The organism is Pseudomonas retamae, assembly GCF_043496865.1.
In the GTDB taxonomy this organism is placed as follows: domain Bacteria; phylum Pseudomonadota; class Gammaproteobacteria; order Pseudomonadales; family Pseudomonadaceae; genus Aquipseudomonas; species Aquipseudomonas retamae.
On the sequence record NZ_JBIEIL010000007.1, the window covers coordinates 42,465 to 66,051 of the forward strand.

Annotated in this window: 19 protein-coding genes; 12 read left to right on the forward strand and 7 right to left on the reverse strand. The window is 61.4% G+C overall.

From position 1 onward, the window contains the following. Window positions 1-77: 77 nt before the first annotated feature. The gene (locus tag ACGSLL_RS15225) at window positions 78-2,831 is read right to left on the reverse strand and encodes a response regulator (protein ID WP_394507131.1); all 2,754 of its coding nucleotides are present in this window, start codon (window positions 2,829-2,831) and stop codon (window positions 78-80) included. A 219-nt stretch (window positions 2,832-3,050) separates the two neighbouring features. Here ACGSLL_RS15225 and ACGSLL_RS15230 point away from each other — a divergent pair, with 219 nt between their 5' ends. The 7 genes from ACGSLL_RS15230 to ACGSLL_RS15260 all read left to right on the forward strand — a co-directional run bounded on the left by ACGSLL_RS15230 (window position 3,051) and on the right by ACGSLL_RS15260 (window position 11,583). After that, the gene (locus ACGSLL_RS15230; protein ID WP_394506915.1) at window positions 3,051-3,773 is read left to right on the forward strand and encodes a response regulator transcription factor; all 723 of its coding nucleotides are present in this window, start codon (window positions 3,051-3,053) and stop codon (window positions 3,771-3,773) included. Then, window positions 3,760-5,184 carry a histidine kinase sensor domain-containing protein gene (locus tag ACGSLL_RS15235; RefSeq protein ID WP_394506916.1) on the forward strand — a complete coding sequence of 475 codons (1,425 nt, stop codon included), beginning with the start codon at window positions 3,760-3,762 and terminating at the stop codon, window positions 5,182-5,184. Before ACGSLL_RS15230 ends, ACGSLL_RS15235 begins: the two co-directional genes overlap by 14 nt. Before the next feature lie 237 nt (window positions 5,185-5,421). Continuing rightward, complete coding sequence (cysM, locus tag ACGSLL_RS15240) at window positions 5,422-6,324, forward strand: cysteine synthase CysM (RefSeq protein ID WP_163004698.1); 903 nt, start codon at window positions 5,422-5,424, stop codon at window positions 6,322-6,324. Further along, window positions 6,324-7,700, forward strand: coding sequence for a 23S rRNA (uracil(1939)-C(5))-methyltransferase RlmD (gene rlmD / locus ACGSLL_RS15245; protein WP_394506917.1), 1,377 nt, complete (start codon window positions 6,324-6,326; stop codon window positions 7,698-7,700). The genes cysM and rlmD overlap by 1 nt, the downstream gene beginning before the upstream one ends. A gap of 99 nt (window positions 7,701-7,799) precedes the next feature. Then, entirely contained in the window at window positions 7,800-10,043 is a 2,244-nt protein-coding gene (relA, locus tag ACGSLL_RS15250) for a GTP diphosphokinase (RefSeq protein WP_090285304.1), read from the forward strand. Window positions 10,044-10,181: 138 nt separating this feature from the next. After that, window positions 10,182-11,015, forward strand: a complete 834-nt coding sequence (gene mazG, locus ACGSLL_RS15255; RefSeq protein ID WP_394506918.1) for a nucleoside triphosphate pyrophosphohydrolase — start codon at window positions 10,182-10,184, stop codon at window positions 11,013-11,015. A gap of 25 nt (window positions 11,016-11,040) precedes the next feature. Beyond that, window positions 11,041-11,583, forward strand: a complete 543-nt coding sequence (locus ACGSLL_RS15260) for a DUF2058 domain-containing protein (protein ID WP_090285301.1) — start codon at window positions 11,041-11,043, stop codon at window positions 11,581-11,583. A 68-nt stretch (window positions 11,584-11,651) separates the two neighbouring features. Here ACGSLL_RS15260 and ACGSLL_RS15265 read toward each other — a convergent pair whose 3' ends face one another. The 6 genes from ACGSLL_RS15265 to ACGSLL_RS15290 form a co-directional block, all read right to left on the reverse strand. Next, window positions 11,652-11,840, reverse strand: coding sequence for a hypothetical protein (locus tag ACGSLL_RS15265; protein ID WP_093099317.1), 189 nt, complete (start codon window positions 11,838-11,840; stop codon window positions 11,652-11,654). Between the two features lie 394 nt (window positions 11,841-12,234). Beyond that, complete coding sequence (gene fabB, locus ACGSLL_RS15270) at window positions 12,235-13,455, reverse strand: beta-ketoacyl-ACP synthase I (protein ID WP_090285297.1); 1,221 nt, start codon at window positions 13,453-13,455, stop codon at window positions 12,235-12,237. Between the two features lie 11 nt (window positions 13,456-13,466). Continuing rightward, window positions 13,467-13,982, reverse strand: a complete 516-nt coding sequence (gene fabA, locus ACGSLL_RS15275) for a 3-hydroxyacyl-[acyl-carrier-protein] dehydratase FabA (RefSeq protein ID WP_003227150.1) — start codon at window positions 13,980-13,982, stop codon at window positions 13,467-13,469. A gap of 247 nt (window positions 13,983-14,229) precedes the next feature. After that, a complete protein-coding gene (locus tag ACGSLL_RS15280) occupies window positions 14,230-16,134 on the reverse strand; it encodes an ATP-binding protein (protein ID WP_394506919.1) in 1,905 nt (634 codons plus the stop codon). Continuing rightward, window positions 16,131-17,063, reverse strand: a complete 933-nt coding sequence (locus ACGSLL_RS15285) for an ABC transporter substrate-binding protein (protein ID WP_394506920.1) — start codon at window positions 17,061-17,063, stop codon at window positions 16,131-16,133. Before ACGSLL_RS15285 ends, ACGSLL_RS15280 begins: the two co-directional genes overlap by 4 nt. Window position 17,064: 1 nt before the next feature. Next, window positions 17,065-19,188 carry a TonB-dependent receptor plug domain-containing protein gene (locus tag ACGSLL_RS15290; protein WP_394506921.1) on the reverse strand — a complete coding sequence of 708 codons (2,124 nt, stop codon included), beginning with the start codon at window positions 19,186-19,188 and terminating at the stop codon, window positions 17,065-17,067. A 196-nt stretch (window positions 19,189-19,384) separates the two neighbouring features. On the opposite strand from ACGSLL_RS15290, the gene ACGSLL_RS15295 reads away from it, so the two are divergent. The 5 genes from ACGSLL_RS15295 to ACGSLL_RS15315 all read left to right on the forward strand — a co-directional run bounded on the left by ACGSLL_RS15295 (window position 19,385) and on the right by ACGSLL_RS15315 (window position 23,570). Next, window positions 19,385-20,410 (forward strand): NAD(P)H-dependent glycerol-3-phosphate dehydrogenase, encoded by a 1,026-nt coding sequence (locus tag ACGSLL_RS15295; protein WP_394506922.1) that lies wholly within the window; start codon window positions 19,385-19,387, stop codon window positions 20,408-20,410. A 30-nt stretch (window positions 20,411-20,440) separates the two neighbouring features. Next, window positions 20,441-20,788, forward strand: coding sequence for a DUF4389 domain-containing protein (locus ACGSLL_RS15300; protein ID WP_394506923.1), 348 nt, complete (start codon window positions 20,441-20,443; stop codon window positions 20,786-20,788). Beyond that, entirely contained in the window at window positions 20,785-21,237 is a 453-nt protein-coding gene (gene sixA / locus ACGSLL_RS15305; RefSeq protein WP_394506924.1) for a phosphohistidine phosphatase SixA, read from the forward strand. Before ACGSLL_RS15300 ends, sixA begins: the two co-directional genes overlap by 4 nt. A 203-nt stretch (window positions 21,238-21,440) precedes the next feature. Next, window positions 21,441-23,096 carry an AMP-binding protein gene (locus ACGSLL_RS15310; RefSeq protein WP_394506925.1) on the forward strand — a complete coding sequence of 552 codons (1,656 nt, stop codon included), beginning with the start codon at window positions 21,441-21,443 and terminating at the stop codon, window positions 23,094-23,096. Window positions 23,097-23,126: 30 nt separating this feature from the next. Beyond that, complete coding sequence (locus ACGSLL_RS15315) at window positions 23,127-23,570, forward strand: hotdog fold thioesterase (RefSeq protein WP_394506926.1); 444 nt, start codon at window positions 23,127-23,129, stop codon at window positions 23,568-23,570. The last annotated feature ends 17 nt before the right edge of the window (window positions 23,571-23,587 follow it).

Below are 23,587 nucleotides of genomic sequence, written 5' to 3' on the forward strand. Positions count from 1 at the left end.
TCCTCCTTGAACATCGACAGGGTTGAATCATCGTCAGCCACTGTAGCGCTGACAGCGCCGCCGGGTATTGCCGTGGATCAGGCGCTGATCTTCGCCTGCGCCGCGAGTCGGTTGATCGCGCGTTCCAGTTCATCCAGCGCCAGGGTGGCTTTCGGGTCGTCCTGTTTGAGCAGGGTTTCGCTGCGCTGGCAGGCCGCGCGCAATTGCGGCACGCCACAGTAACGCGTGGCGCCGTGCAGGCGATGTACACGTTCGAGCAGCGCGTTCTGATCGTGGCTGTCGCGAGCGGCGCGGATGGCTTCGCGGTCGGCTTCCAGTGAGGCAAGCAGCATTGCCAGCATGTCCGCGGCCAGGTCGGCCTTGCCGGCGGCCAGACGCAAACCTTCTTCATGATCGAGCACCGGCAATTCATTGCTGCTCGCCGCGCTGTCGCTGCCACGCTCCGGCGCTTGGTTGCGCAGGGCCAGACCGGTCCATTTCAGCACCACCTGCGCCAGTTGCCGTTCGCTGATCGGTTTGGTCAGGTAGTCGTCCATGCCGCTTTGCAACAACGCGCGTTTTTCATTGGCCATGGCGTGGGCGGTGAGGGCGACAATCGGCAGCGGCGTGCTGTGCCGCTCGCTTTCCCACTGACGGATCGCTTCGGTGCTCTGGCGACCGTCCATGCCCGGCATCTGCACGTCCATCAGCACCAGATCGAAGGATTCAGTCTGCACCGCTTTGACCGCTGCATAGCCGCTTTCCACCGCAAGGACCTTGGCGCCCATGTCTTCGAGCAGCGTTTGCACCAGTAGCAGGTTGGCCGGGTTGTCGTCCACGCACAGCACTTTCGGCGCCCGGCTCGACAACGGTTCGCCCGGCTCATGGCGTGGCTGGCGCGGGTTGACCAGATCGGACAAGGCCCGACGCAGCTTGCGTGTGCACGCCGGTTTGGCCTGCAACTGGCTGTGCGGGTTCGGCACCGACAGATGAAACAGGGTCTGCTCGGTGGTCGGGCACAGCACCAGCACTTTGCAGCCGAGGTGTTCGAGGTCCCAGATGTGCTGATTCAAGCGCTCGGGCAGCATGTCGTTGCTGGTGATCCCAATGACCGCCAGATCGATCGCCTGATCGGTCTGGTGCGCGCCGGTGACGCCATTGGTCAGGCTTTCAAGGGTATTGAACGGGGTGACGTCGAGGCCGCAATCTTCCAGTTGATGCTGCAGGGCCTGCCGCGCCAGTTCGTGGTTTTCCAGCACCGCGACGCGGCGCCCGAGCAGTGGCGCGGCGGGCATGTCTTCGGCGTCGTCGCGGGTTTTCGGCAGGCTCAGGCTGATCCAGAATTCCGAACCTTCGCCCGGCGTGCTGTCGACGCCGATCTCACCGCCCATCTGTTCGATCAAACGTTTGGAAATCACCAGTCCCAAACCGGTGCCGCCGGGTTGGCGCGACAGCGAGTTGTCAGCCTGGCTGAAGGCCTGGAACAACGCGCGCACATCCTGATTGGACAAGCCGATGCCGGTGTCCTGAATACTGATGCGCAGTTGCACGCTGTCTTCGTGTTCATCTTCCAGCATGGCCCGCGCGACGATGGTGCCTTCGCGGGTGAACTTGATCGCATTGCTGACCAGGTTGGTGAGGATCTGCTTGAGCCGCAGCGGATCGCCGACCAGTGACAGCGGTGTATCGCGGTAGACCAGGCTGACCAGTTCCAGCTGCTTGGCGTGCGCCGCCGGGGCAAGAATGGTCAGGGTGTCCTGGAGCAGGTCGCGCAGGTTGAAGGGTATATGGTCGAGCACCAGTTTGCCGGCCTCGATTTTCGAGAAGTCGAGAATCTCGTTGATGATCCCCAGCAGGCTGTCGGCGGATTTTTCGATGGTGCCCAGATAGTCGAGCTGGCGCGGGGTCAGTTCGCTTTTCTGCAATAAGTGGGTGAAGCCGAGAATGCCGTTGAGCGGCGTGCGGATCTCGTGGCTCATGTTGGCGAGAAATTCCGATTTGATCCGGCTCGCCTCCAGTGCCTCTTTGCGCGCCAGATCCAGTTCGATGTTCTGGATCTCGATGGTTTCCAGATTCTGCCGCACGTCTTCGGTGGCCTGATCGACACTGTGCTGCAATTCTTCGCGGGCGTTCTGCAGGGTGCCGGCCATGCGGTTGATGCCCGAGGCCAGTTCATCCAGTTCCTGGCTGCCAAGCGGCGGCAGGCGGGTTTCCAGATGACCATCCTTGAGCTGGGCGACAGCTTGCTTGATCTGCCCGAGCGGGCGGTTGATCGTGCGGCCCATGCGCAACGCCAGCAACGCCGCACCGGCCAGCCCGGCGACAATCAGCAGCAGGCTGGCGAACAGGCTGCGATAACCGCGCAGCAACATGCCGTTGTGCGACAGCTCCAGCTCGACCCAGCCGAGCAGGCGGTCGGATTCTTCCGGGATCAGCTCGCCAGCGAGGTTGCGGTGCTTGCCGAACACCGGCATCAGATAACGCGTTGCGTCATTGCCGCTGCGCCGTTGCAATTGCGCGCTGTCACCGCTTGGCGCCTGATTGAGCATGGTCGGGCCGGCGTGCGCCAGTGGCGAGCGATCCGGCGCCAGGAACGTCACCGCGCGTACGTCGGGTTGTTCCAGCGACTGCGTGGCGATGCGCTCGAGCAGTTCGTTATTGCCGTGGCCCATGGCTGGTGCGACCAGCGGTGCCAGTTGCTCGGCGATCATTTCGCCGCGCTGCATCAATTGGGTCTGCAGGTCGGACTGCTGCGTCCAGGTGAAATAGCCGCCCAGCACCAGCGCCATCAGGCTGGTCGGCAACAAGGTCAGCAACAATACGCGACCTTTGATTCCGAGTTTCTTGAGCACGCCTGTCTCCTGCATCCCGCTGATCTGTTGACTCATGCGTGCATCCGGCACGCGACATGGGCGCAGTGTAGCGATTTGCTCGCGGGCAATCTTCGGAAAAATGTGCCAGCGATGGCGAGGCGGGCACAGGCGCGTTGGTCTGATGGCCGATCCTTGAGTTGCCGCAAGCCCGGCAATCTTGAATAATCGCGCTCAACTGAGAATTACTTGCAGATAATCATGACTCCTGTTTCCGTTGGTCAGCCACGCATTCTTTCCATCGAAGACGATCCGGTACTCGGTGCCTATGTGCATGAACATCTGGGCCGCAGCGGCTTTCAGGTGACCTGGTGCCAGAACGGCGAAGAAGGCCTGAACATCGCCAGGCACCAGCCGTTCGACGTGGTTTTGATGGACATTCTTCTGCCAGGGCTCGACGGCTTGAAGCTGCTGACGCAATTGCGCCAGAGCCATTCGACGCCGGTGCTGTTGATGTCGGCCCTTGGCGCCGAAGCGGATCGCATCAGCGGTTTTCGTCTCGGTGCCGACGATTATTTGCCCAAGCCGTTCAGCATGGCCGAATTGCATGTGCGCATCGAAGCCATCCTGCGCCGCGTCGCCCTTGATCGCCGCCCGGCCATGGCTGCGCTTCCAGTGACAAACGGTGCGTTGCGCTTCGACGATGAGCAATGCGAGGTGTTTTTCCGCGAGCAGGCCGCCGGGCTGACCCGCAGCGAGTTCCGCTTGCTCGACACCCTCAACCGCAACGATGAGGAGGTGCTGAGCAAAGCCTTCCTTTATCAGCATGTGCTGCAACGCGGCTATGCCGCCCACGACCGCAGCCTTGACATGCACATCAGCCAGATCCGCCGCAAACTCAAAGCCATTGGTTACACCGAGCGAGAAGTGCGCACGGTCTGGGGCAAGGGCTACGTATTGAGTGGCGCCGATGAAACGCTCTGAACTGCCGGGGCGGCATTCGCTGTTCTGGAAGCTGGCTCTGCTGCTGGTGGCGTTCTGTCTGCTGATGATCTGGCTGAGCTGGTCGTGGGGGCGCTACATGGAGGAGCGCAATCAGTTTCTCTCCGACGAAGCGCGCGGCACACTCAGTCGCTATGCCGCCCAAGCAGAGCAGGCGTGGCAGCACGACGGCCGCCACGGTGTGGATGACTGGCTGCAAAGCATGGAATTGCGCGAGGCCAGTTGGGTCGGCGTGATTGGCGGCAATTTGCAGTCGCTGAGTAGCGAACCGTTGAACGAGGCGGAAGTGCAGCACCTGACCTTTCTGCGCGGCCTCGACTGGCCAATCCACAAGAAGGGACGACCGTGGCTGCGCGTGCCGTTTCCTAAAGAACCGTCCGCCGGCATCCTCGTCATCGAATTGCCGGAGCGCTTTGTGCCGGGCAAATACCGGGTGTTCTGGCGCGTCATCACTAATGGCGTGATACCCGGGCTGTTTACCTTGCTGCTGTGTGTGGGCCTGTACCGCTTGTTGGTGGTGCCGTTGAACAGTCTGCGTGAACAGGCCAACGCCTGGCGCGCCGACCAGTTGAACGTGCGCCTGTCGAGTGGCATGACCCAGCGCCCTGACGAACTCGGTGACCTGGCCCGCGCATTCGATTCGATGTCCGAACGCCTGCAAACCACCGTCGCCGTGCAACAGCAACTGCTGCGCGACTTGTCCCATGAACTGCGCACACCACTGAGCCGCCTGCGCGTCGCCAGTGAAGGCGAGCAGGGGCTGCCGCAGTTGCGCGAACGCATTGGTCGCGAGGTCGACGGTATGCAGCGGCTGGTCGAAGACACCTTGCAACTGGCCTGGCTCGACACTGACCGCACACCCTTGCCGGACGAAGCGATCCAGGTTCAGGCACTGTGGGAAATGCTCACCGATAACGCTTGCTATGAAAGCGGCTGGCCGAGCTTGCAGTTGCAATGTTCGGTCGATGCATCGTGCTGGGTACGCGGCCATCTCAATACCTTGGCGCAAGCGCTGGAGAATATTCTGCGCAACGCCATCCGCCATTCGCCCGAGGGCGCAATTGTCCGGCTCGATGGACAGCGCGATGGCGATTATTGGCATTTGTGGCTGCAGGATCAGGGCGGCGGCGTGGCTGAAGCGGATCTGGAGCGGATCTTTTCGCCGTTCATTCGATTGGACGGATCGAGACCCGGGGATGGCGGGTTTGGCTTGGGCTTGAGCATTGCGCGCAACGCGGTGCAGCGCCAGGGCGGGTTGCTCTGGGCCGAGAATGCCGGGGCGGGGTTGCGGTTGAATTTGCGCTTGCTGGCGGATGATGGTGTCGCCAGTTCTGACGCCTTCGCGAGCAGGCTCGCTCCCACAGTGGAACTGGGTTCGCCGCAGGTTGTGTGATCTACCGTTAATAGTGTCATCACTGCTGACACTAAACCCTGTAGGAGCGAGCCTGCTCGCGAATTGGCCCTGAGCAGCCCCATGAAAACCGAGTGTTACTCAGATAAAAGTCTCACTACTGGTGAGACTATTGCTGCTTATTCCCATAAACCATAAGCACCGCACTTTGCGTGATATGGCCTGCGCGGGTTTGCCGGTATGATAGGCGCCCCCGCACGTCTGGATTGCGAATACGCCATGACCCTGCAGTACCCAACCATCGCCGATTGCGTCGGCAACACGCCGCTGGTGCGTTTGCAGCGCCTGCCCGGCGCCACCAGCAACACCCTTTTGCTCAAGCTCGAAGGGAATAACCCGGCGGGTTCGGTCAAGGACCGTCCGGCGCTGTCGATGATCACCCGTGCCGAGTTGCGCGGGCAGATCCACGCCGGCGATACGCTGATCGAGGCGACTTCCGGCAACACCGGGATCGCCCTGGCCATGGCTGCCGCGATCAAGGGTTACAAGATGATCCTGATCATGCCGGACAATTCCAGCGCCGAGCGTAAAGCGGCGATGACCGCGTATGGCGCCGAGCTTATTCTGGTCAGCCAGGAAGAAGGCATGGAAGGCGCGCGCGATCTGGCGCAGCGCATGGAAGCCGAAGGCCGCGGCAAGGTGCTCGATCAGTTCGCCAACGGTGATAACCCCGAAGCGCATTACACCACCACCGGTCCGGAGATCTGGCGCCAGACCCAGGGCAGCATCACCCATTTCGTCAGTTCGATGGGCACCACCGGCACCATCATGGGCGTCTCGCGCTATTTGAAAGAGCAGAGCGACAGCGTGCAGATCGTCGGCCTGCAGCCGATGGAAGGTTCGGCCATTCCCGGCATCCGCCGCTGGCCGCAGGAATATCTGCCGAAGATCTATCAGGCCGACCGTGTCGACCGCATCGTCGACATGGCGCAAAGCGAAGCCGAAGACGTCACCCGGCGTCTGGCCCGCGAAGAAGGCATCTTCTGCGGCGTGTCCTCAGGCGGTGCGGTGGCAGCAATGCTGCGCTTGTCCAAAGAAGTTGAAAACGCGGTGATCGTCGCGATCATTTGCGACCGTGGCGACCGTTACCTGTCGACCGGCATTTTCGACGCGCCCAACTGATGGCCAAACACGAGAGAGGCCTGCGCTTCCAGCCCACCGGCGGCAGCAAGGCTGCACAAATCCCGACCGGCAAAAAGCAGCGCTTGAACATCGAGCGCCTGGCCAATGACGGTCGCGGTATCGCGTTTTTCGAAGGCAAGACCTGGTTCGTTCTCGGCGCTCTCGCCGGCGAAGAAGTCGAGGCGCGGGTGCTTGGCGCCCACGGTAAAGTCGTCGAGGCGCGCACCGAGCGCGTGTTCAAGGCCAGCCAATTGCGTCGCCCGGCGCCGTGCCCGCATGCCGGCCGCTGCGGCGGTTGCAGCGTGCAGCATCTGCCCCACGACGAACAGCTCGCCCTGAAACAGCGCATGCTCGCCGAGCAATTGTCGCGCGTTGCCGGCGCTGAGCCGCAAGAATGGGCCGCGCCGTTGACCGGTCCGGAATTCGCCTATCGCCGTCGCGCGCGGATTGCGGTGCGCTGGGACATGAAGGCCAAGCAACTTGAAGTGGGTTTCCGTGCCGCCGGTAGCCAGGACATTGTCGCGATCAGCGAATGCCCGGTGCTGGTACAGCCCTTGCAGCCGATCATGACTCGACTGCCGGAGATGCTGCGGCGTTTGAGCAAGCCGCAGGCGCTGGGCCATGTCGAATTGTTCAGCGGCTCGTCGCTGGCCGTGTTGCTGCGGCACATGGCGCCGCTGTCCGAAGCGGACCTGACGATCCTCAAGGATTTCTGCCAATTCCATGAGGCGCAATTGTGGCTGCATGGCGAAGGCGAGCCGCAACCGGTCGACGCCAGCCAGGCGCTGGGTTATCGCCTGGAACAATGGGACCTCGATCTGGCCTATCGCCCCGGCGACTTCGTTCAGGTCAATGCCGGCGTCAACGAGGCGATGGTCGCCCAGGCGCTGGACTGGCTGAAGCCAAGGCCGGAGGAACGGGTGCTGGACCTGTTTTGCGGTCTGGGCAACTTTGCGTTGCCGTTGGCCCAAAGCGTGCGTGAAGTGGTAGCGGTCGAGGGCGTGCAGACCATGGTCGAGCGCGCCGCAGCCAACGCCGCCAGTAACAATTTGCATAACACAAAGTTTTTTCAAGCCGATTTATCCCAGCCTTTGAGCGATGCCCAGTGGATCGGAAGCGGCTTTTCTGCGGTACTCTTGGACCCACCCCGTGACGGTGCTTTCGAGGTGGTGCGCAAGCTGGCGAGCCTGGGTGCCAAACGGCTGGTGTATGTGTCGTGCAACCCTGCAACTCTGGCGCGCGACACGGTCGAATTGATCAAGCAGGGCTACCGGTTAAAACGTGCCGGGATTCTCGATATGTTTCCTCAGACGGCACATGTCGAGGCCATGGCGTTATTTGAAGCGAGCCAGGACGGCTCGTCTGAATCCGTCTGATCTGTCCGTGCCGCTCGCCTGAGCCCCGCGAGCGCAACCGGGCGATGAGGATCAGCGATTTGACGCATTGAATCTGCGTCGTAGGGAAGGTAAAGCGACATGGTACAGGTGAGAGCACACCAGCCGATCAACACCGACGGCAGTATCAATCTCGAGGCTTGGCTCGATCACGCGGTCAGTGTCGATCTGGCACTGGATCGCGAAGCCTTGAAAGAAGCCTGCGAGTTCGCTCGCGAGGCTGAGCAGCAATCCAACGCGAAGAAGAATCTGTGGGCCGAGGGCTCCGGCAGTTTCAGCACCGGGCTTGAAATTGCCGAGATCCTTGCCGACCTCAAGCTCGATCAGGATTCGCTGGTCGCGGCGGTCTTGTATCGCGGCGTACGCGAGGGCCAGATCGAACTCGCTGCCGTCGGCCAGCGTTTCGGCCCGGTGGTGGCCAAACTGATCGACGGCGTGCAGCGCATGGCCGCCATCAGCGCCAGCCTCAGCCCGCGCCAGTCGATGGTCATGGGCACGCAAGGGCAGGTGGAAAACCTGCGCAAGATGCTCGTGGCGATGGTCGACGATGTGCGCGTCGCGCTGATCAAACTGGCCGAACGTACTTGCGCCATTCGTGCGGTGAAAACCGCAGACGATGAAAAACGTAACCGTGTCGCCCGGGAAGTCTTCGACATCTATGCGCCGCTCGCGCACCGCCTCGGCATCGGCCATATCAAATGGGAACTGGAGGACTTGTCCTTCCGTTACCTGGAGCCCGATCAATACAAACAGATCGCCAAGTTGCTTCACGAGCGACGGCTGGACCGCGAGCGTTTCATCGCTGACGTGATGACCCAGCTCAAGGATGAATTGCAGGCCACCGGTGTCGAGGCCGACATCAGCGGGCGAGCCAAACACATCTATTCGATCTGGCGCAAAATGCAGCGCAAGGGTCTGGAGTTCAGCCAGATCTACGACGTGCGTGCGGTGCGCGTGCTAGTCCCGGAAATGCGCGACTGCTACACCGCGCTGGGCATCGTCCACACCTTGTGGCGGCACATCCCGAAGGAATTCGACGACTACATCGCCAACCCGAAAGAGAACGGCTACCGCTCGCTGCACACCGCGGTAATCGGCCCGGAAGGCAAGGTCCTCGAAGTACAGATCCGTACGCACTCGATGCACGAAGAGGCCGAACTCGGCGTCTGCGCGCACTGGCGCTACAAGGGCACCGACGTCAAGTCCGGTTCCAATCACTACGAAGAGAAAATTTCCTGGCTGCGTCAGGTGCTTGAGTGGCACGAAGAGCTAGGCGACATCGGCGGGCTGGCCGAACAGCTGCGCGTCGATATCGAGCCGGACCGGGTCTACATCTTTACCCCCGACGGTCACGCCATCGACTTGCCCAAAGGCGCGACGCCGCTGGACTTCGCCTACCGCGTGCACACCGAGATCGGCCACAACTGCCGTGGTGCGAAGATCAACGGGCGCATCGTCCCGCTCAACTACAGCCTGCAGACCGGTGAGCAGGTCGAGATCATCACTAGCAAGCACGGCACGCCGAGCCGCGACTGGTTGAATTCGAACCTCGGTTACGTCACCACCTCGCGGGCGCGGGCGAAGATCGTGCACTGGTTCAAACTGCAGGCGCGCGACCAGAACGTCGCGGCCGGCAAGACCCTGATCGAGCGCGAACTGACGCGCCTCGGCCTGCCTGCGGTGGACTTCGACAAGCTGGCCGACAAGGCCAACATGAAAACCGCCGAAGACATGTTCGCCGCCCTCGGTGCCGGCGACTTGCGCCTGGCGCAACTGGTTAACCTGGCGCAGCAACTGGTCGAGCCGGAGCGCGGCAACGAACAGCTGGAACTGATCCCGCGCAAGGCCACCGGCTACAAACCGGGCAAGCGTGGCGACATTCAGATCCAGGGCGTCGGCAACCTGATGACGCAGATGGCCGGCTGTTGCCAGCCGCTGCCGGGCGATGCGATCGTCGGCTACATCACTCAAGGGCGTGGCGTGAGCATTCACCGTCAGGACTGCGCCTCGGTGCTGCAACTGGGCGGGCGCGAGCCGGAGCGGATCATTCAGGTCAGCTGGGGGCCGGTACCGGTGCTCACCTACCCGGTGGATATCGTCATCCGCGCGTACGACCGTTCCGGTCTGCTGCGTGACGTCTCCCAAGTGCTGCTCAACGAGCGCATCAACGTGCTGGCGGTCAATACCCGCTCGAACAAGGAAGACAACACCGCGCTGATGTCGCTGACCATCGAGATCCCGGGCCTGGACGCGCTGGGGCGCTTGCTGGGGCGGATTTCGCAGTTGCCGAACATCATCGAAACGCGGCGTAACCGCACGCCTTGAACATGTGCCGGTTGTTGATCGTTCCCACGCTCCGCGTGGGAATGCCTCAAGGGACGCTCTGCGTCCAGTGACGCGGAGCGTCACGGGCTGCATTCCCACGCAGAGCGTGGGAACGATCAATGTGGGAGAGTTATAAAATTGTATTCACTCGAAGACCTGCTCCACCTGATGTCTCGCCTGCGCGATCCGCAGTTCGGTTGCCCGTGGGACATCAAGCAGACCTACGCCACCATCGTCCCGCACACCCTCGAAGAAGCCTACGAAGTGGCCGACGCCATTGAGCGTGGTGACTTCGATCACCTGCAGGGCGAACTCGGCGACCTGCTGTTTCAGGTGGTGTATTACAGCCAGTTGGCCAAGGAAGATGGTCGCTTCGAATTCGCCGGGGTGATCGACAGCATCACCCGCAAGCTGATCCGCCGTCATCCGCATGTTTTCCCCACCGGCGATCTGTACGCGCCGCTCGACGTGCCGCGTCTGAGCGAAGCGCAGGTCAAGCAGCGCTGGGAAGAAATCAAGGCTGAGGAGCGCGCCGAGAAATCCGCAGCGCCCGAGCAACTGTCACTGCTCGACGATGTGCCGTCCGCGCTGCCCGCATTGTCGCGTTCGGCGAAATTGCAAAAGCGCGCTGCGCAGGTAGGTTTCGACTGGCCGGACGCCTTGCCGGTGCTCGACAAAGTGCGTGAAGAGCTCGACGAAGTGCTCGAAGCCATGTCCGAAAACGATCCCGTCGCGGTGGCAGACGAGATCGGCGACCTGCTGTTTTCCGTGGTCAATCTGGCCCGGCATCTGAAGGTCGACCCGGAAACCGCGTTACGTGGCGCCAACGGCAAGTTTGAAAGACGTTTCCGTTTTATCGAACAGGCATTGCGCGACACCCACCGTCCCATGGAAGATTGCACCCTCGAAGAGTTGGACGCCCTCTGGGGTGAAGCCAAACTTCAGGAAAAGAATATGCCCGGCTGCGGCTGAGCCACTGCCCAAGTGAGTAAGCACCATGAGTATTTCCCTTCGCGACCAGTTGCTCAAAGCAGGCCTGGTCAACCAAAAGCAGGCCAAGCAGGTCAGCAAGGACAAGCAGAAGCAGCAGCGCCTGGCGCACAAGGGTCAGATCGAACTCGATGACTCGCAGCAGCGCGCTGCCCAGGAAGCCATGGCCGAGAAGGTCAAGCGCGACCAGGAGCTGAACCGTCAGGCGAAAGAGAAAGCCGAAGCCAAGGCGCGCGCCGCGCAGGTCAAGCAGTTGATCGAAGTCTCGCGTCTGCCGAAGCTGACGACCGAGGACTACTACAACTTCGTCGACGACAAGAAGGTCAAGCGTATCTCGGTCAACACGCTGATGCGCAACAAGCTCAGCAATGGTTCGCTGGCGATCGTCCACCATAACGGCGGTTACGAAGTGATCCCGCGTGAAGCGGCGCTGAAGATCCAGGAGCGTGATCCACAGCGCATCGTCCAGCTCAACGTCAAGACCGAAGAGGTCAGCACCGAGGACGATCCGTACGCGGCGTACCAGATCCCGGATGACCTGATGTGGTAATCCGCTGAAGGCCACAACGACAAACCCCGCTCATGGCGGGGTTTGTCGTTTTCAATGCTGTGGTTGTTTCAGGAGGAGCGGGCGTCGCGTTGCTGCTCTTGTACTTCGAGTTCGGCCTTATAGTTGTGGGCATCGACTTCGCTGTGGAACATGCCGACCAGCAAGTCTTGTTGATGCACATCCCAGATGCGAATGCCGGCGGCCACGCCTTCATGGGACATGTGTGAATCGTCGCGTTCAGTTACTTTTACAGTCATCTGCTAGCTCCAAATCTCAGGTTATCTGCAGCAAGGCCTGTGCAGGACTCTGTTATAGGATTTGTTAGCCAGCTAAGTAAACGGTTGATTCGCGCAAGGTGTTGTTGCGTATTTTGCAACAGTGCTGCAGCCCGCGTAATCCGCGACATTCGGTCGCAGGGCGTTTGGTTTCATGACAAACGTTTCATTTTCAGACACCCCGGATTGATCGTTCCCACGCTCTGCGCGGGAATGCCTCAAGGGACGCTCCGCGTCCAGTGACGCGGAGCGTCACGGGCTGCATTCCCACGCAGAGCGTGGGAACGATCAGTAGTGAGCTGGGAGTTTCTGCAGGCCAAAAAAAACGCCCCGAACCAGTCGGGGCGTTTTCATGTGCGGCTCAAGCAGCGGGGAATTACTTACCTTCCCAGCGCTTCAGCACCAGCGTGGCGTTGGTGCCGCCGAAGCCGAAGCTGTTGCTCATCACGGTGTTGATGGTGGCGTTTTCGCGGGTCTTGGTCAGCACCGGCAGGTCGGCCACTTCAGGGTCCAGCTCGTCGATGTTGGCAGAGCCGGCAATGAAGTTGCCTTCCATCATCAGCATGCAGTAGATCGCTTCGTGAACGCCGGCGGCGCCCAGGGAGTGACCGGACAGGCTCTTGGTCGAGCTGATCGCCGGAGCCTTGTCGCCGAACACTTCACGCACACCTTTCATTTCCGCAACGTCACCGACCGGAGTCGAGGTGCCGTGGGTGTTCAGGTAGTCGATCGGGGTGTCGACGGTGGACAGCGCCTGCTGCATGCAGCGAATCGCGCCTTCGCCACTCGGGGCAACCATGTCGTAGCCGTCGGAGGTCGCGCCGTAGCCGACGATTTCCGCGTAGATTTTTGCGCCGCGGGCCAGAGCGTGTTCCAGCTCTTCGACCACGACCATGCCGCCACCGCCAGCGATGACGAAACCGTCACGGTCGGCGTCGTAGGCACGGGAAGCCTGTTCCGGGGTTTCGTTACGCTTGCTGGACAGCGCGCCCATGGCGTCGAACAGGAACGACTGGCTCCAGTGCTCTTCTTCACCGCCGCCGGCGAAGACGATGTCCTGCTTGCCCATCTGGATCTGTTCCATGGCGGTACCGATGCAGTGAGCACTGGTGGCGCAGGCAGATGCGATGGAGTAGTTCAGGCCCTTGATCTTGAACGGGGTGGCCAGGCAAGCGGAAACGGTGCTGCTCATGGTCCGCGTTACGCGGTATGGGCCGACGCGCTTGACGCCTTTCTCGCGCAGGATGTCCAGCGCTTCCATCTGGTTCAGCGTGGACGCGCCACCGGAACCGGCGATCAGGCCAGTGCGCGGGTTGGACACTTGCTCTTCGGTCAGGCCGGAGTCAGCAATCGCGTCTTTCATGGCCAGGTAGGCGTAAGCCGCTGCGTGACCGACGAAGCGATAGATCTTGCGATCGATCAGTTCTTCAAGGTTGAGGTCGATGGAGCCGGAAACCTGGCTACGCAGACCCATTTCGGCGTATTCCGGGTTGAACCGGATGCCAGGGCGGCTTGCACGCAGGTTAGCGGAGACGGTCTCTTTGTCATTGCCCAGGCACGAAACGATGCCCAGACCAGTGATAACGACGCGGCGCATGCGAATAACCCTTAGAAGTTGTCAGTGGAGGTGAACACGCCGACGCGAAGGCCTTCGGCGGTGTAGATTTCGCGACCGTCGACAGTCACCGAACCATCGGCGATGGCCAGGTTCAGCTTGCCCTTGAGGACGCGTTTGATATGAATGTTGTAGGTGACTTTCTTGGCGGTCGGCAGGACCTGGCCGAAGAACTTCACTTCGCCCGAACCCAGCGCACGGCCGCGGCCCGGCAGGCCTTGCCAGCCCAGGAAGAAACCGACCAGTTGCCACATGGCATCCAGACCCAGGCAGCCCGGCATCACCGGATCGCCTTCGAAGTGGCACGCGAAGAACCACAGGTCAGGGTTGATATCCAGTTCGGCGACCAATTCACCTTTGCCGTACTTGCCGCCTTCTTCGCTGATCAGGGTGATGCGATCCACCATCAGCATGTTCGGGGCGGGCAGTTGCGCGTTACCTGGGCCGAACAGCTCACCGCGACTGCAGCGCAGCAGATCTTCCCGAGTAAAGGCGTTTTGTTTGGTCATGCGAGCTCCTCAATAATCCCATGCGGCAGGTGGGGCAAATCTTCCCGACCGTTCGAAGCGTTCATGCCTCGAACCGGCAGCCTACTCATAGACTATTGCGTTGTGGTGAAAGTCACAGCACCAAGGACATGAATGTACACTTGTGCACTGAAATTTTTAATCAAGCCCCTTTTGGGGCTCGTTCGGGTGCCTAAGACTGCCGCACTTTCGCTTTTCACGCCAGTCGCAGATGGTCGAAAGGCCCACGTTACGACACCCAGCGCTGCAGAATCTGCTGCAGATCATTACGTTTGAACGGCTTCGCCAGATAATCGTTCATCCCCGCCGACAAGCAGGTCTCGCGGTCGCCCTGCAAGGCGTTGGCGGTCAGCGCGATGATCGGCACCTCGCTGCGTCCGGGCAGGCGGCGGATCTGGCGCGTAGCCTCGTAGCCATCAATGATCGGCAAGCGGCAATCCATCAGAATCGCTTCGAAGTCAGCGCCTTCGGCACTGCGCACCGCTTGCGCGCCATCGGTGGCGACGCTGACCGCAAAACCCAGACTGCGCAGCATCGCTTCGATCACGGTCTGGTTCACCGGGTTGTCTTCGACCAGCAGCACATGACGGCCTTCGCCGTGTTCCCTGCCGTTGAGCGCACGCGGCGCGGCCAGCGGTGGCAAGGCCTGCCTGTACAGCGCCAGAGGGATTTCCAGGGTGAACACCGAGCCGCGACCTTCCTCGCTTTGCGCACGCAACGTGCCGCCCATGCGCTCGGCCAAAGTGCGCGCGATCGGCAAGCCGAGCCCGGTGCCACCGTAACGCCGGGAGATCGAGCTGTCGGCTTGCTGGAAAGCGTTGAACATCAACTCCAGGCTTTCCGAGGAAATACCGATGCCACTGTCGCGCACCGAGCAGGTGAACCACAGCAGTTCATGATCCAGCGACTGCCACTGCGCCTCGATGCTGACGCGGCCCTGTTCGGTGAACTTCAGTGCGTTGCCGACCAGATTGACCAGAATCTGCCGGATCCGCGTCGGATCACCCTGCACCTGCAGGCCGCGCAGATCATCCGGGATGCGCAGGTTCAAGGCCAGGCCACGTTGCGCTGCGCTGTGCTGGAACGACTGCGCGCAGGCGCCGATCAGTTCGGCGAGGTTGAACGGAATGTGTTCCAGCTCCAGTTCCGAACGTTCGATCCGCGAGAAATCGAGAATGTCGTTGATCACCTTCAGCAGGTGTTCGGTGGACTCCGAGGCGAGGGCGGCGTATTCGACTTGCTCCGCAGTCATCTCGGTGGTTTCGAGCAATTGCAGCATGCCCAGCACGCCGTTCATGGGCGTACGCAGTTCATGGCTCATCATCGCCAGAAAATCGGATTTGGCGTTGTTGGCTTTTTCCGCTTCTTCGCGGGTCTGGATCAGTTGCGCCATCGCCTGATGCTGCTCGCGGCTGGCTTGTTCCAGCGCTTGGGCGAGGTTGTTGATGTGCTGCGACAGGGCGCCCAGTTCGGTGTCATCGACTATCGGTAGCGGGGCTTTATAGTCGCCGTCCTGAATCGCCTTCACCGCATCGCCGATTTCGCGGATCGGCTGCGACAGACTGCCGGCCAGACGCCGCGCCAGCACAAACGTGAAGAGCAGGGCGAACAACGCGAGAATGGCGGCCTTGAGGAGGATTTCCTGTTGGCGCTGGCTGAAGGCATCGTTGGACAGACCGACGATCACCCGCCCCAGATAATCCTCGGCGGTTGCGCCGTTGGTGACTTTGCCATCCTGGAAAAAATCATTGTGCAAGGCGATACGTTGCAGGCGCACCGGGGCCTGGAACACTTCGACCTGATGCGGTCGACGGTGCACATCGGCGGGTTGTTCGACGTAGACCAGAATCCGGTTGGCACTGTCCTGGACTTCGAGAAAGCGCACGTTGGGCGTGGCCAGCGTGGCCTTGAGCAGGCTCTCCAGCACTTCATTGTTGCCGGAAATCACTCCGTATTCGGTAGCGGGCGCCAGTTGGTTGGCAATCAACTGGCCGGTGTGGGTCAATTCCTGACGCAGATCCTGAATGCGCACAAAGGTAAAGAAGCTGATCAACAGCAAAGTCAGCAACAGCGCCGGGCCCAGGCTGATCAACTGGGTGCGGGTGTTGATGTCCCAACGGCGACGGAAATTCATGGGCGGCGCTCTCCTTCGGCCAGCAGGCTGGCGACAGACACATCATCGGGCGGTTCGATACCCAGAGAACGAGCCACCTGCGCATTACTTGAGACTTTAAAGCGTGCGGGATAGAGCGCTCGCGGCCAACTGGCCGCTGGCTGGTCGAGCAAGTGGTCGAGCAGGCTCAGCCAGTCGTGCTGGTCGCTGTAGGTGCTGGCGAGGCTGCCGGCACGGACGAAGGCGATGTTGGGGCCGACCAGCGCCATCTGCCGCGAATAACTACTGAGCAACAGATTTTTCGCGGTTTTCGGGCTGTACAGGTCGGGATCATCGAGGCCAAGCAGCACATCGCTGTTCTTCAGCACCGATTGCAATGGGCGGCTGTCGTGGATGTCCTCCCAGCGCTGACTGAAAACGTGCAGGCCCAACGGTTCAGCGGCGAGATTGAGCTCCTTGAGGAGAAATTCGCTGTGCTCGCCGAACAGCACCCCCACGCGTCGCGCCTGCGGCAGAATTTGCCGGATCAATTGCAATTGGCGGCTCAACGGCGGATCACTCCAGAGCAGGCTCAAGTGCGCCGGCTGGCTGCTGCCCAGCCGTTGCCGCGCCTGCAAGCGGCTGATGCGCAACACCAGCGTCGCCGGGCCCTGGGGTTCCTGCAGGCGCCAGTCCAGGCTCGGCAGATCCAGCAAAATCAAGCGCAGGCTGGCCGGCAATTTGCCGGGTGCCGGTAGAGTGGCCAGTGGCTGGAAACGCACGCTGTCGGTCGGGCGCAACTCGCTCAGCGCCTGGACGAAGGCTTGCACGCCGGGGCTGTCCTCGGCGCCGGTCAACAGAATGTCCGCGGCCTGTACCGCGACCCCGTGCAGCCACGCGCTGACGAACAGAAACACCCCGGCCAGCCAGTGACTCAAGGTCGGCGTCTTCCGTGACCGGCCGTAGCGCATGCTAGAACTCCAGCTCGGCGCTGACATACATGACCCGGCGCTCGTCGTAGTTATTGTCGACAAATGTGTTCGGTTCATGATCGAGGCGCTGCTGCAACACGCCGGCCAGTTGCAGTTGCGCCTTGCCCAGTGCAATGCGTTTGGCGATGCGCGTGTCGACCCGCTCGAAGCGGTAGCCGTTGAGGGCGTTGTCGCCGTAATAGAAGAGGGCGCTGTTCCAGCCGTGGCCCCAGTCGCGCAGCCAGCCGGCCGAGCCGCTGTTGCGTGCGGTGAATTGCTGATCCAGCGGATTGCTCGCCTCGGCATCGACGAAGGCGTAAGTGAAGCGCAAACGGTCGGCGCGGCTCACGCGCCAGTCGAGCTGGGTCTCGGTGCCGCGAAAACGTGAGCTGTTGGCATTGCTGGCGATGTACTGGTTGTTGCGCAGCGGCTCGCTGATCATCCCAGTGATCTCGTCGTAGAACAGCTTTACGTCGAGCGCCAGACCGAGTTCGGCGAAATAACCGTTGTAGCCCAGCTCTCGCGAGCGCATGTGTTCCTGATCGAGATCACCCGGACCGCGGGTTTTGACAAAGTAGCGTGCCGAGGATTGCCCGTAGGCCGAGGGCCGCAGTTTGCTGACCTGATAGCTCCAGTTGACATTGTTTTCGAACATGTCCGGCGAGCGGATCGCTTCCGAGTACACCGCGCGCAGACTGTGGCGCGGATTGATCAGGTAATTCACCGCGAAGCGCGGAGTCAGCGAACTGCCGATCAGCCGGGTGTCTTCGAACATCGCGCCGCCCTGCAAAAGCCAGTGTTCGGTCGCGCGCCATTCCAGTTGGCCGAACGCGCGCCAGGTGGTGTCGTCGAGCGTGCCATTGAAATAGGTTTCAGAGTTGGCGCGGTCGTAACGGTAATTCAGGCCGCTGACCAGGCGCAGGCTGTCGGACAGGCTGAGGGTGTCTTGCAGTTCGAGGTCATAGCGTGATTCGCGCGCGCTCTGGTCAATGTCACCGCACAGGGTTCTGCTGGCGCCGTTGCGCCATTGCTCAAGCACCTGATTGGCCAGCGCCATTTCCTGTGGTGTGCCGGGCGCCGCGCCGGGGCCGGTGAAACGGGTGATGTTGCGCGCCAGCCGCTCGGTGTAATTGGGGTTGAGTTGCCACAATTGCGTCAGCTCGGGGCTGAACGACACCTCCGCATCGCAGGCGCGCCAGGTTTGCTGACGGTCCCAGTGTTGCGCCGAGCCCTGGACATACAGGCTGTGCTGCGGGTTGATGTCGAGGTTCCAGCGCACCGAGCCGGCGTAATCCTTGGCTACCACGTCGGAATTGTTCCCGGCGGCGGTAATCCCCGAAAACACCGGTTGGTAGGTATAAGGTCGTTGATTGCTGCCGTCCTTGGCGTTGAGTTGCCAGTCGAGGCTCTGATCATCGCTGAGGGTGTGACTGACGGCGAGGCTCAGGCGATTCAGGCGGCGGCTGTCGCGATAATCCGCGCCCGTGCGATCACTGTCGAAGCCGTCGTCTTCCTGGCCGGATAACGACAGGCGCAAGTCGCCGCCATTCCAGCCAATGCCCTGGCTGGCATAAAAGTCATTGATGCCGCGTTGACCGCGGGTGTACTTCAGCCGGGTGCCGTGGCTGTCTGCCGGATGACGGGTGATGATATTGATCACCGCCATCAGTGCGTTGGCGCCATAGCTGACGGTATTCGGGCCGCGAAAGACTTCGACGCGCTCGACATCTTCGATGGCGACCGGAATGTCGCTCCAGTCCACCGTGGCCAGCCCGGCGCGGTACACCGAACGGCCGTCGATCAGCACCTGCATGCGCCGCGCCTCGCTGGCGTTGGTTCCGTGATAGTTGACCGCGGCCTGGTTGCCGCTGATGTTGCCGACCATCATGCCCGGCACCAGACGCAGCAATTCGCTGATGTCGCGGGCGCCGCTGGCGTTGATCAATTCGTTGTCGAGTACGGTCATGCTGCCCGGCACTTGCGCCGGGGTTTGTTTCAGGCGTGTGGCCGTGAGCACTTGCGGCAGTGCTTCGCTGTCGACGAACAGGTCATCCGCCTGCGCGGCCGGGCAGACCAGCAGCGCCAGCAACAGGGATGAACGCGAAGGAAGAGAACCGACGGACACGACACAGCCTTGAAAGCGAAGAATTGGCGCGCATGTTAACCGAGGGCAGCGACTTTTCCAGTCACGTTGCAGGCATTTTCCTAGGTTTTATTGGTCTTCTTCGTACAAGTGTCGGTAATTGTTGCTGGGGCTGGCCGCCACCGGGTCGCCCCGTATAATGCCGCCATCGCCACTGGTATGGATTAACGGATTGCATATGACTGAACAGCGCCCGATTGCGGTCCTGGGAGGCGGAAGTTTTGGTACCGCCGTGGCCAATCTGCTGGCCGAAAACGGCCATCAAGTCCGGCAGTGGATGCGTGACCCCGAGCAGGCCGAAGCCATCCGGGTCAATCGCGAAAACCCGCGTTACCTCAAAGGCATCAAGATTCTCCGGGGGGTGACCGCAGTCACCGACCTGCAGGAAACCCTCGACGCCTGTGATTTGTGCTTTGTCGCGCTGCCCTCCAGCGCCTTGCGCACGGTACTCGCCGCCCACGCCGAGCGGTTGAGCGGCAAGATGCTGGTCAGCCTGACCAAAGGCATCGAAGCGCAGACCTTCAAGCTGATGAGCCAGATTCTCGAAGAAATCGCTCCGCAAGCGCGCATCGGCGTGCTGTCCGGGCCGAACCTCGCTCGAGAAATCGCCGAGCATGCGCTGACCGCCACGGTGGTCGCCAGCGAGGACGAGGAGCTTTGCAAAGCGGTGCAGGCCGCATTGCACGGGCGCACCTTTCGGGTTTACGCCAGCGCCGACCGTTTCGGTGTCGAACTGGGCGGGGCGTTGAAAAACGTTTACGCGATCATTGCCGGCATGGCCGTGGCGCTGGAGATGGGCGAAAACACCAAGAGCATGCTGATCACCCGCGCGCTGGCAGAAATGACCCGCTTTGCGGTGAATCAGGGTGCCAATCCGATGACCTTCCTTGGTCTTGCCGGTGTCGGCGATCTGATCGTCACCTGCTCGTCGCCCAAGAGCCGCAACTATCAGGTCGGCTTTGCCCTCGGTCAGGGCCTGAGTCTCGATGAAGCGGTGTCGCGTCTGGGTGAAGTCGCCGAAGGGGTGAACACCCTGAAAGTGCTTAAGGCCAAGTCGCAGGAAGTCGGCGTCTATATGCCGCTGGTCGCCGGGCTGCACGCGATTCTGTTCGAAGGTCGCACGCTGGAGCAGGTGATCGGTCTACTGATGCGCGCCGAGCCAAAAACCGACGTCGACTTCATCTCCACCAGCGGTTTCAACTGACTCAGCCGTCACACGCACAGGAAGCAAGCCATGCACGATCCGAAAACCGAAGCCCAGTACGAATCCATTCTCCTGCGGGTGTTGTGGATGATCGTTTACCTGCTGGTCTGGCAAGTGGCGCAATTCATCCTCGGCGCCGTGGTGCTGGTGCAACTGATCTACCGTTTGATCTACGGGGCGCCGAGCGCCAGCCTGATGAATTTCGGCGACAGCCTGAGCCAGTTTCTCGCGCAGATCGGCCGCTTCGGCACGTTTCACAGCGACCAGAAGCCTTGGCCGTTCGCCGACTGGCCGGTGCCGCGCACCCCGGAGGGCGAAGCGCCGCATGCCGTGGCGCCAGCCGCGCATCCGGTTCGAGATGAGGAACCCAAGCTATGAAACTCTGGGTATTGCGTCACGGTGAGGCTGTGCCTCATGGTTCGAAAGTCGACCCCGAGCGCGAATTGACCGAACACGGTCGCAAAGAAGTCTTGCGTAGCGCCGCGCATTTGATCGGCCAGCCGCTGACGGCGATTTATGCCAGCCCTTATATACGTGCACAGCAAACCGCGCAGATCGTGCGCGAGGCACTGGGGTTCCAGCCGGAGATTCGCACGGTCGAGTGGCTGACGCCGGAGTCCGATCCGGACAAGGTCGCCGAACAACTGGTCTCGGTCAGCAATGTCTTGCTGGTCAGCCACAACCCGCTGGTGGGTAACCTGCTCAGCTATCTGCAGCATGGCGCCGGGTATCCGCCGGAGCGGGTCAGCACGGCTGGCCTGGCCGAGCTGGAAAGCCCCGAGCTGCTGATCGGCTCCATGACCCTCAACAGCCTCAAACACCCTTAACGCAACACCCTTGTGGGAGCGAGCCTGCTCGCGAATGCGGTATGTCAGGCGACACTTTTGTCGGCTGACACTCCCTCTTCGCGAGCAGGCTCGCTCCCACACTGGTTATTGCGAACTCCTGAAATTATTTGTTAGAAAAATCCAACCAAGCACTTGCTTGGTTGACTACGCTTGCTCCAGACCAAAAAACAGGAGCGAGTCGCATGTCTGCCGCCTTCCGTTTGCCGCTGGACGTGTTCTACGAACGGGAAGCCCGGCACCCGCGCCAGCGCTTTCTGGTGCAGCCGATTGGCGGTGGGCAGGTCGAGACCCTGACCTGGGCCGACGTCGGCCATCAGGCCCGCAGCGCCGCCCACTGGCTGCGCTCGCGGGAATTGCCACCCGGCAGCCACATCGCCCTGATCTCGAAAAACTGCGCGCACTGGATCATCGCCGACCTCGCCATCTGGATGGCCGGGCACGTCTCGGTGCCGTTGTATCCCAATCTGACCGCCGACTCGGTCGCGCAGGTGCTGACGCACTCCGAAAGCGTGCTGGCATTTATCGGCAAGCTTGATGACTGGCCGGGCATGTCCAAGGGCATACCGGCCGGTCTGCCGACGATCAGCTTGCCGCTGCATCCGCCCGGCGAATTCGATTTCAGTTGGGCCGATCTGCAAAACTGCTCGCCGATCCAGGACGACCCGCGCCCGCCCTCCGAGCAACTGGCGACGATCATCTACACCTCGGGCACCACTGGCCTGCCGAAAGGCGTGATGCACAGTTTCGCCAATCTCGGGTTCGCCACGACCCATGGCACGCAATTGTTCGGGCTCAACCAGAACGACCGGCTGCTGTCCTATCTGCCGTTGTGCCACGTGGCCGAGAGGATGTTTGTCGAGCTGGCCTCGATCTATACCGGGCAAACCGTGTTTTTTGCCGAAAGCCTTGAGACCTTTATCACGGACCTCAAACGTGCGCGGCCGACCGCGATGTTCGGTGTGCCGCGGATCTGGACCAAATTCCAGATGGGTGTGTACAGCAAGATGCCGGCAAAACGTCTGGATTTTCTGCTCGGGCTGCCTTTTATCGGCAAGCGGGTCGGGCACAAGGTGCTCGCCGGGCTGGGTCTGGATGCCTTGCGTGTGGCGTTGTCCGGCGCCGCACCAGTGCCGCAGACCTTGCTCGCCTGGTACCAGAAACTCGGCCTCGACGTGCTGGAGGTGTACGGCATGACCGAGGGCTGCGGCTATTCGCACATCTGCCTGCCGGGGCAATACCGCCAAGGCTGGATCGGCAAGCCATGCCCGCAGGTCGAGGTGCGCATCGATGAATCGGGCGAAGTGCAGGTGCGCAGTCAGGCGACCATGCTCGGCTATTTCAAGGAGCCGCAGAAAACTGCCGAAACCATCACCCAGGACGGGTTCCTGCGCACCGGTGACAAGGGAGAGCAGGACAGTGAAGGGCGCCTGCGCCTGACCGGGCGACTGAAGGAAATCTTCAAGACCAGCAAGGGCAAATACGTTGCCCCGGCGCCGATCGAAAACCGTCTGGCGGTGCATTCGCGCATTGAACAAGTGTGTGTGGTGGGAGACGGATTGAGCGCGCCGTTGGGCTTGTGCGTGTTATCGACCGTCAATCAGGAGGAGGGCCGGGCGAGTCTGCATTCGAGTCTGGAAAAACTGCTGGAAGAGGTCAACGCCGCCCTCGACAAGCATGAACGCTTGCGCCGTCTGGTGGTGGTCAAGGACAGTTGGGCGGTGGAAAACGGCTTTCTCACGCCGACCCTGAAGATCAAGCGCAATGTCATCGAAGACATTTACGGCAGCCGTTTCGAAGAATGGAGCGAGCGCAGCGAGGCAGTGCTGTGGCAGGATTGAGACGACCAGAACAACAAAAGGAAGTCTGCGATGAGCGTGTGGCGTACCACTCCGAATATCGAGCAGTTGAACGCGATTCAGAAAAACACCATCGGCGAACTGCTCGACATTCGTTTCGAGGCTTTCGATGACGACTCGCTGACGGCGAGCATGGTCATCGACCATCGCACCCATCAGCCCTACGGCTTGCTGCACGGCGGCGCCTCGGTGGTGCTGGCGGAAAGCGTCGGTTCGATGGCCAGTTATCTGTGCATCGATGCGAGCAAATTTTATTGCGTGGGGCTTGAGATCAACGCCAACCACTTGCGCGGGTTGCGCAGTGGCCGGGTGACGGCGGTGGCCAGACCGATTCACGTTGGTCGCACCACGCACGTCTGGGATATCCGCCTGACCAGCGACGAAGGCAAGGCCAGTTGTGTATCGCGCCTGACCATGGCGGTGGTGCCATTGGGCGAGCAGCCGCCGGTGCGTTGAACCCTCACCCCAGCCCT